Source organism: Oleiphilus sp. HI0080 (assembly GCF_001635135.1).
This window is the reverse complement of the sequence record NZ_LWFU01000335.1, coordinates 1-9,084: the sequence shown is the minus strand read 5'-3', so window position 1 is coordinate 9,084 and position 9,084 is coordinate 1. Positions and strand designations below refer to the sequence as shown.

Annotated in this window: 8 protein-coding genes; 2 read left to right on the top strand and 6 right to left on the bottom strand. The window is 46.9% G+C overall.

Annotated features, from left to right (window positions below; all coding sequences use genetic code 11):
* Nucleotides 1-465: class I SAM-dependent methyltransferase (locus A3751_RS04515; RefSeq protein ID WP_197466173.1), on the bottom strand; the 465-nt coding region annotated here is incomplete at its 3' end.
* A 134-nt stretch (nt 466-599) separates the two neighbouring features.
* Here A3751_RS04515 and A3751_RS04510 point away from each other — a divergent pair.
* Nucleotides 600-2,117, top strand: a complete 1,518-nt coding sequence (locus A3751_RS04510) for a methyl-accepting chemotaxis protein (RefSeq protein ID WP_068452686.1) — start codon at nt 600-602, stop codon at nt 2,115-2,117.
* A 93-nt stretch (nt 2,118-2,210) separates the two neighbouring features.
* Here A3751_RS04510 and A3751_RS04505 read toward each other — a convergent pair whose 3' ends face one another.
* The 3 genes from A3751_RS04505 to A3751_RS04495 form a co-directional block, all read right to left on the bottom strand.
* A complete protein-coding gene (locus A3751_RS04505) occupies nt 2,211-3,485 on the bottom strand; it encodes a mechanosensitive ion channel domain-containing protein (RefSeq protein ID WP_068452684.1) in 1,275 nt (424 codons plus the stop codon).
* Nucleotides 3,486-3,566: 81 nt separating this feature from the next.
* Entirely contained in the window at nt 3,567-4,478 is a 912-nt protein-coding gene (locus A3751_RS04500) for a sterol desaturase family protein (RefSeq protein ID WP_068452683.1), read from the bottom strand.
* 72 nt (nt 4,479-4,550) lie between these two features.
* Entirely contained in the window at nt 4,551-5,753 is a 1,203-nt protein-coding gene (locus A3751_RS04495) for an EAL domain-containing protein (RefSeq protein WP_068452682.1), read from the bottom strand.
* Nucleotides 5,754-6,119: 366 nt separating this feature from the next.
* Here A3751_RS04495 and A3751_RS04490 point away from each other — a divergent pair, with 366 nt between their 5' ends.
* The gene (locus A3751_RS04490) at nt 6,120-6,773 is read left to right on the top strand and encodes a PEP-CTERM sorting domain-containing protein (RefSeq protein ID WP_068452679.1); all 654 of its coding nucleotides are present in this window, start codon (nt 6,120-6,122) and stop codon (nt 6,771-6,773) included.
* A 205-nt stretch (nt 6,774-6,978) separates the two neighbouring features.
* Here A3751_RS04490 and A3751_RS04485 read toward each other — a convergent pair whose 3' ends face one another.
* Together A3751_RS04485 and nhaA are read right to left on the bottom strand one after the other, a co-directional pair.
* Nucleotides 6,979-8,226, bottom strand: coding sequence for an OmpP1/FadL family transporter (locus A3751_RS04485; RefSeq protein WP_068452676.1), 1,248 nt, complete (start codon nt 8,224-8,226; stop codon nt 6,979-6,981).
* A gap of 129 nt (nt 8,227-8,355) precedes the next feature.
* Nucleotides 8,356-9,084: Na+/H+ antiporter NhaA (nhaA, locus tag A3751_RS04480; protein ID WP_068452673.1), on the bottom strand; the 729-nt coding region annotated here is incomplete at its 5' end.

Sequence of the window (9,084 nt, the reverse complement as noted above, 5' to 3'; positions counted from 1 at the left end):
AGAGAACAGATTGAGCACTCGCTTGTTGTGCGAATGGGCTTTTACCCAAAACCAGCCGGCACGCATGTCTAGAAAAACACCGGTGTTACGGTTCTTACCGAGCTTAATTTCGCAATGGAGTCCATCATCTATCATTCCAGGGAAAATTAAAGGCAACTCGAGCGGGTTGCGCGAGGCAAAAACGCTGGTGACAAAATCGGGCCACTCGCGCGATTGAATGAGAATAGCCTCAACAGTATCAAGCGCATCGAACACATGCTCGAGAGCGATGCGCAGTTGCTCTGGTAGTGCGTCACCAAAATTCTGGACAAACAAATAAGGCGGGTACCATTCAATATTAATCCGTTCTAAAGCTTCGTAACGCTTGCCCCTGCCGTGAAGAACGCGTTGGCACAAAGAATTTGTGTGGATTCGTTGTTTGATGAGCTCGAATAACTCATCTTCTGAGGTGGTTATGGGGTGCATCGTAACTCCTGTAAATTTCCGCGCATCGTATCAGCTTAGCCGCGTAAGCGTAAGTTTTTACAGGGGTTTCTTGTTGTTCTTGAATGAAGACCTATTCTTAGAATTGAGACACATTTTTTGGAAGAGCATTCACAATGAAGTTAAAGCTTTCTGCCCTCACATGGGTGAATACCGCGTTACTCGCATCGGTTGTTGTTAGTTTGTTGTTCGCCGTATGGTGGGGGTTGGCAGAGCTTCGCAAGCCTTACGATAACATGCGGAATTTTATGACGCTCGAGCGCCTTGTCGAAACGGAGCTGATGCAAACGGTGACGAACTTTCTGGATGAAGGTGAAGATTTTCATCTCGAGCGAGCTCAGCGGGAGGTTGTCGGAATCGGTGATTTGGTAGATCAGCTTGCGGCTGATCCACAAAACGATGTTCAGGCAGTGGCAGATAAGCTTTCGGGTATTCCCCAGTTAATTGATGAGGCGCTCCAAAACGAAATGCGAGCGTACGCGCTGCGTGGAGAGGTTGAGGCATTCAAGGTGACCGTCGCTGAGCACAGATCTCAGGTAGACGGGCAGATAGAATTAGCATTTTCGACGGTCCAAAGCATATTGCTGATGACGGTTGCCATTGTCATTGTTGTCGCGATCGTGGTGGATTTGATGCAGCGTATGGTTGTTAATCGTCTGCGTGATTTTGTCCCCGTGTTTGGCCGTTTTGCGAAAGGTGATTACAGTCAAGAGGTCAATATTAACGCTCGAAGCGAGGAGCTTCAGGTTCTCGCAGCATCCGCTAACGGAATGCGAACAGGCGTCGCTGGACTTGTCGGAGAAATGCAAACCAAGGCGGGAGAGGTAAGTAACGTTAGTCAGGAGTTGCTCGGTCTGGCGCAAAGTCTAAATACGCAAAGCGAATCGCAGTTTCAGCAAACCTCGTTGATTACGGTGGCGATGGAGGAGATGACGGCCTCTTTTAGAGAGGTTGCCGAGAGTGCAGCTGGCGCAGCGGTTGCGACGTCACAGGCGAGCAATTCTGTCGCAGAAGGCAATTCATTGGTGCAGAGCTCAGTATCGAGTGTGAGAAACCTTGTATCGGAAGTGCAACGAACATCCGAAAGTGTGGATGCACTCAGCCTCGATGCAAACAATATTGGTGAGGTTGTTACGGTGATCGAAGGGATTGCAGAGCAGACAAATCTTCTTGCCTTAAATGCAGCGATTGAAGCGGCGCGCGCTGGGGAAGCTGGTCGTGGGTTTGCGGTTGTAGCGGATGAAGTGCGGAGCCTGTCAGTCAGAACCTCTGAATCAACCCAGGAGATTAAAGATATTATTTCACGGCTTCAGAGCTCGTCGAAAAATTGCGTGAGCGTAATGGCGGAGCAGAGCGGTTCCGCAGAGCGTGTGGCAGAGCAGACGGCAGTCGCGGGAGAGCGACTGGATGAGATTGTTGCTGCTATTGCGAATATTCAAGACTTAAGCGCAACCATTGCATCGGCAACCGAGGAGCAGGTATCGGTAGTGAATGAGGTTGCTCAGAATATCAACAGTATTCGAGAGTTGAATGAGACGAGCAATACGATTGCTCAAAAGACGGATGAGACTGCTGAGAGCCTTAACCATGTGTGCGATGATTTGAACACCTTATCCCGTAACTTTAAGGTTTAGCACAATAAGTTTGTGGAAACGGGAGCCTAAGCTCCCGTTTTTTGTTTGCGGTGCTATCTTGTTACTGAGTTAAATCAAGCGCTCTTCGGCGTTCTAAGCCATATTGTCTGGTGCGTTTTTTAGATCCGTTGGCTGAGTTTGCTCTTCACCCGCACTGGGCGTATTTCTCATATTCTCGACGCTAAGGCTGTCGTTAAACGTAATATTGGCAAGATCTGGCGTAGCCAAGTCGATATCTTCAAAAATAGAAGCCTTATACACCGCTTGGTTTACTTTATAGGCTGTACCCATCAAATGTTTCCGTGCGGTGGCGGTGACCTTGGTGTTTGGAATGCGATTGAAGTAGAACCACATGGTGAATTCGAGCGCATAGTCGCCAGTTTGTGTCAGCGCCCATTCAAACGGCTTGTTGGTGTTGATTTGAATTGTCTTTTCGTTGCTTGCGCATTCTTCAAACGCTCTGCTGAACATGTTATCGATCTTTTTCATGAAGCTTTCAAATGCCTCGACCCGCTCGCTTCCGCTTCGACCTTCTAGCTTTGGATAGCCGATGTTGTAGCTTAGCTTGGCTCGCATGCCCTCTGTGCTAGCGATTTTTGAGAGGTTGTCGATTTTCCCTGATAGAAAACGGCTGTTCTTCACGAGTGCCCGATGATTGTTCCGCACGTCGTAGAGTGTGACATAAACAAAGGATACTTTGCTGATGATGTATTCGTTCGGGAATCCATCGATAACGACAACATCGCCATCTTCGAGCATTTGGCTGTTGAGGATAATCAGACCAGAAATAATATCGGGAGCCCAAACGGGCGCAGTAAATGCTAAAAAGCCTACAAGTATGCCCATCAACCCTGTGGTTTCTAAAAGGCTGTCTGCTCCCCAAACTTTAATGATGATGTAGAACGTACCAAACGTGGCGCATACAACAAGCAAAAGATTAATAATCCGCGTGGAATAGGTTTCAACGTAAACGGAGCGATTGTCGATAGTTTTTTCTGCGCCGAACCGCTTAAACGTATGAAAGCTCGCTAAAGAGTATAAGTAGATGGCTGAATATGTTGTGAACAGCGATAAGCCGATTTTCGATAGTAGTTGTTCGTAATTCTGATGAAAGCGAAGAAGAAATAGATCCAGCAACATCAGAATGATCACTAGAAAGTTGAGAGAACGAAACGCTTTCATCTTTAACATGGTGCTGCTGGTATTTTCGACCATGGTGAACAGTCGACCAGAAAAAATGACCATCATTGCAGACCAAAGAAGAATGGCAATGTGGCCAGTCCACTCAATGGTATTTAGGTTCGGTAGAAACCAGCCAAGAATTCGCTGACCCCATCCGGCGACAAACTCAATATATGGATCTTCCATGTGCGCGTTCCATAAAATCGCTGTGAATGTAGTCTAGGTAACTTTTTGGGTCGCAGCCAAAAAGTTTAGTTAGAAAACATGTCAGCTTTGAGATTTGCTTTGTTTTGGCTTGCTGGGAGCGGCTAAGTAGCGTTGATAGTCGAAACTGAAGAAGCGCTTCAGCGCGCTTGTCTCTTCTATCTCTGATTGACGCCATCCGTACTTCTTGGGTACTTCGGTTTCAATCACAAGCGTGCGCCATAACAGCCAATCATAGAAGGCAAACAGGTTGTGTAGATTCTTCGCTGAGTTTCGACCACGAGCATGGTGGTGATGATGCTGAGTTGGGAAGATTAGAATATGGCACAAAGCACGCATGGTTTTGCGCACCCAAGCTTGTGGATGATTTAAGAAATACAGGTCGTAATGCCAATTAACGTGGTTGTGCACAGACCACAGGCCCTTAATGGTAATGCCGATGATGAAGCTCTCATAGAGTCCTAGATAGAGCCAAATATATTGGAACCAATAATTTGGCATGACGAACCAATACGCCCAGCCTTCTACGAATGTCTGGGTCGCAGTCACTTGCCCTGCTTGCTCGTTACTTCCACTAAAATGATGAGGTCTGTGGGCGACTTTATAAAAGGCTTGAATCCGCCTTAAAAAGGGATTTTTGAACGCGCCTGTGTGACAGATCCAATGGCCAAATCCATGAAATAAATCTTCAAGTAGTAGAAAAGCGATGACCGCGAAGAACAGAGATTGCTCCTCTAGAAAATGGAGCACGCCCATCGCTTGAGGAAAAAGAAGTGTCATCGCAGCAAAGCTGAGTAAATAGACGGCAGGGCGCTGAACTAAAACCATTGCGCCGATACACAGGCCGGACATTTTCCAGTCCATGGTGGATTTTTTGTCCCGCGTCGCTCTGCCTGAGAGGATCTCAAAAATGGTCGCAGCGATCAGAAACAAAGCGACAATCGTGTTTTGAATAACTGGGGCGGATTGCTCCATGGTTGGCCTCTGTTTTTATTTTTTTGCAAGGCCCGCCAAGATGCTTGATTTACTGCATTTGGCAGGGGCTCTTTAGGCTAAAGAGTATAGGCTATTTTCAATCCAATCAACAAGCTGTTCAGCGCTGACCGCTTCGCACAAATAATGGCCTTGGAGGCACACGTTTCGGTGCTGTTCGGAGTAATGCAGTTGATTGCTGTGCTCAATACCCTCGAAAACCACTTCAGCGCCGACGACTTCGGCCATTGAAAGAATCGATTCTACGGCTACCTGACAGAAACTGTCTTCAGTAATGTTATGTAGAAGTTGTCGATCAATCTTAAGTTTGTTGAAAGGGATCGAATGTAGGTTCTCGATATTCGTATAACCGGACCCGAAATCATCGATCGCAATATCGTAGCCCCTTAGTCGAAGTATGTTGATTGCTTCGAGTTGGGCATCCTGATTAATAGGCGACTGTTCTGTTAGTTCAAAGATAACCCTCTCAGGCTTGATCTTCGCATGCTCGGTAAGCGCGTGCAGTGTGGTTGGAAAAGCGCGTGATAAAAGCTGCGTTGGCTCTATGTTCATTGCCAGTTTAACTGTGCTCGACGCGAAGAAAGGCTCGTTTAGCATGTTAAGGGCTTTGCCAAACAGTCGAAGTGACAGATTGTCTAGGAACGCCATTCCCATGAGTGGGCCGATGAATGACACGGGGCTAAGTACCTTGGTTCCATCCTCGGAAATGACGCGAGCCAGACACTCCAGCATCGTGATTTCTCGTGTCGCCATATTTATAATTGGCTGGTAAAACGGCGTAATTCGGTCTTCATCAAAAGCTCGGTGAATGGCGCTTTCATCGAGTAAAACATGGTCTGCATGCACTGCGCGACGCGAATAGGGCCCTTGTACACATCGTCTCAGCAATTCCTCGAGGTGCTCTAATGTGTAATCAGGCTTGAGTGCACCAATTAGGCGAATTCCTGAGTTGGCAGCGATATTGACGGCAGTCTGAACGATTCGTGTCTCGCACAAACTGTTAATAATCACAAACCCTTTGAAGCGATTTCTTGCAAGGTGCTGAAGAATCTCTTGCCCGCTTATATCCGGCAGCATGAGATCCAAGAACAAGACAGATTGATCATTTGCACTCGACAGGTGCTTTAGGCCATCTTCGCCCATCTCAAACGAGCGAATCTGCTCAATGCCAAGTGTGCTAAGCATCGTTTGTAGAATTGCCGATTTTGCTGGCGTATCTTCGATAATCGTCGCGGATACTGCGTTAAATTGGCTCAAAGTCCTTCCCCATTGGGATGCGTTGTGTTCATTGACGCGAGCAGAGTCTATGAAGCGGGTAAGACATCAAAGGGCTGACTTTCGTTACTTTTCATTTTTCACGAGAGTGACATTGATCAGCATATTCCTAAACTTAACAAAACGATTGTTCATTATTTGAACTTGGTATTGTTGTCTTGCCGGCTTCTATGCTTAAATAAGTGTAACGAATTGTAAGTTATAGTAACAAAGCGTTTCTTTCAACTTTTGCAACGAATTTAAGCTTTAGACGCTGTTATGTTCAAAAGTCGATGCGAACGCATTCGTAGTTTAAGAAAGAAGAAAAACGAAAGAAGAGAAGATATTCATTAAAGGGATGGTGGCAGTATGAATGTATTAACCAAAAGTGTGCTGGCGTTCGGCGCTAGCGTGTTGATCGCTGGGCAGGTTTCAGCGTATAGCTTTACTCAAGACCCGAACTGCACGGTGGCGGTAACGTCTCCAATGTATGCTGAATGTAGCGGCTCGTATGAACTTGGTAACGGAGAAAATGACGTTACCAATGGTGACGCGACGGACATCGTTAGCCATTTGTTAAACGAGGGCTTAGATAACAGCGGTGTTGGTGTTTTTGGCGAAGCGGACTGGACGTTTGCGGCGAAGCAAGATGTGAATGGCGCGAACGATTACTTCAGTATTTATGACATTGATAACACGTCTGGCAGTCTTAATTTGCTATTCGGCACGCTGAATTTAACCTCTGATTACGAGGTCGTGTTGAGTTTCAAGGCGGCGAAGAGTTTCAGCTTATATCGTTGGGACGCGCCGTTAGGAAATATCGATGCGATCAACTGGCAAACAAATGGTACAGCGACGAATTCCAGTGAAAATCCGCAAGGCCTTTCTCACGTATCTCTGTACTATCGTTCCTCCGTCGTACCGGATGATGAGCCGCCTACTGATGTGCCAGAGCCAGCGACACTTGCGTTGTTAGGTCTTGGTCTCGCAGGTTTGAGATTAGCAAGAAAGCGCAACTCATAATCTCTCTCCTCAGACACAAAAAAACCGCATATTAGAACCATGCGGTTTTTTTGTGTCTGTTAGTTGAGCGTTATTTCAAGGGCAAAGTAGAGAAGGACGTAACGATTGGTTGTGTTTGACCAAGAAGAACAAAGAGCCACCGTCGGCGTTTAAGGCGAAGGCAGCGCTTTGTGTTTATGACGCAGCTTTTCGACTTTGCGGTCAGCTAGAAGTTAGCCCCAAAGGTCAGTTCGATTTGAGACATCTCAAGTTCGATGGTTTGTTCTTGACTACCTAGCAAGGGATTACGACCTTTCACCGACTTGCTTGGTGAGTACATCAATGCGAATGCGTAATCCACATCATTCACCCCAAACTCATAGCCCGCAGTAAAGTGCCACTCCTGAACGCCTGGCGCGAGAATATTAAAAAGCACTTCAGAGCTTGGTATTGGTTGTTCACCATAGCTGACACCAAATCGATAGGTGTTGTCGCTTGCACCATCAATCGCAAACCCTAGCTCATAAACGTTCATGTCTTGCCAGCCAAAACCGGGGCCGCCATCGGTACCGAGGCTTCCTGGAGCCAGTGCGGGCAGCATTGGATTTCCGACAGATTGAATATCCGAATAATTGATTCGCTGATAATCAAATGCGACTGTGTAGTTGCTGCGTTTGAACTCCAAACCCAGGTTGTAGGTTTCAGGAATATTAAACGCGCCGTTTTCAGCGAAAAGCCCTTCGTATTTTTCGAACTCTTGGAACTTGGTTTCTGTTTGATAGCTCGCGCCAAAACTCCAGTTCTCGTTTAGACCATGCCAGACCCCAAAGCGAGCGCCATAGCCAAAGGAATAATCGTATTGGTTATCGCTTAGCTTTGTTGGGTCTTGAGAGAAGCCTGCAAAGCTGTTCAAACCGCGCGCTTTGAAACGTTGGCCTGCAATGATCGGTGCGATACCAATGTGTGTGGTCTCGGCTACCTTGTAGGCAAACGAGGTGCTGATAAACATCTGTGAAAGATCGACACCCGTCTCGCCTGCATAAAATACTGATTCGCTATAGTCGGTGTTCATTCCACCATTGGCGTACACATTGACGTTGATCGCAAAGTCTTCATCGATGATGCGGTTATAACCAAAAGAGGGGATCACAAAGTAATGGCTGTCAGACGAGGTGTCTTGTTGTTGAAGACCAAACTCAGGGGGTGCCGCTGGACCGCCACCTTCGACTGTAAAACCACGATCCGGAGCAAATAGACTCACCGCTGCAGTAAAGTTCGTGTCGATGTTCAATGCCAATGCAGGGTTGCTTGCCCCTGCCATTGCATCTTGTGCTGTTGCTGTTGAAGCGCCTCCCATGGCAATACTATTTGCGCTGTAGCCCAAGCGAAAATAGCCGTTTGTTGCATCTGCAGTCCCTGACGCAAGTGAAATGGATGCGACAAGCGTCGCATAAGACGTTTTTTTAAAGCTCATGAGATACTACCCTTATAATTTCGGTGGGCAGTATACCCACCAAAACGTAAGTAGTATAAGACTAAAAAGTTTGTCTGAAATTATTTTCAACTATAAGGCGAGCGGTTAGCCCCCAATAAGGGCTTGGTCTCATGTGCTTGCTTTTATGGCTGATTTATCCGGCTCATGTGTGTTTTTTCCGAACTTCACCAAGATAATCGAAGCTGCGATCACCGATAACAGAGAACCCACAAGTACGCCAAGTTTCACTGCGTCAATGTATTCTTTCGCCATGTTTTCGAATGCGAGCGAACCGATAAATAAACTCATGGTAAAGCCGATACCACATAGAATGCTCACGCCGTATAGTTGCACGAAGTTGGCACCTGACGGCAGCTTGGCCAGTCCGAGTTTGATAGCAAGCCAACATGCTCCAAAAATACCGACTTGCTTGCCGACAAACAGGCCAAGCACAATGCCCAGAGTAATCGGGTGGGTTAATGCTTCCATACCAACGCCACTTAAACTGACACCCGCATTCGCGAAGGCGAAGACTGGAAGAATGAAGAAGGCGACCCAGGGGTGAAGATCATGCTCTAGCTCGCGCAATAAGCTGTTTCCATTGTCATTTTTAACGTGAATAGGAATAAACCAAGCAATCGCGAAGCCGGCAAGCGTGGCATGCACGCCTGATTTAAGAACGGCAGCCCACACGACTACACCAACTAGCAGGTAAGGCCCCACCTTTTTAATACCGAGTCGATTTATCACAAAAAGAATGACAAGACCGGCACTGGCAACGATCAACGATAACTGAGACAGGTCTGATGAATAGAAAACGGCGATAATAATAATCGCGCCAATGTCATCAAAAATTGC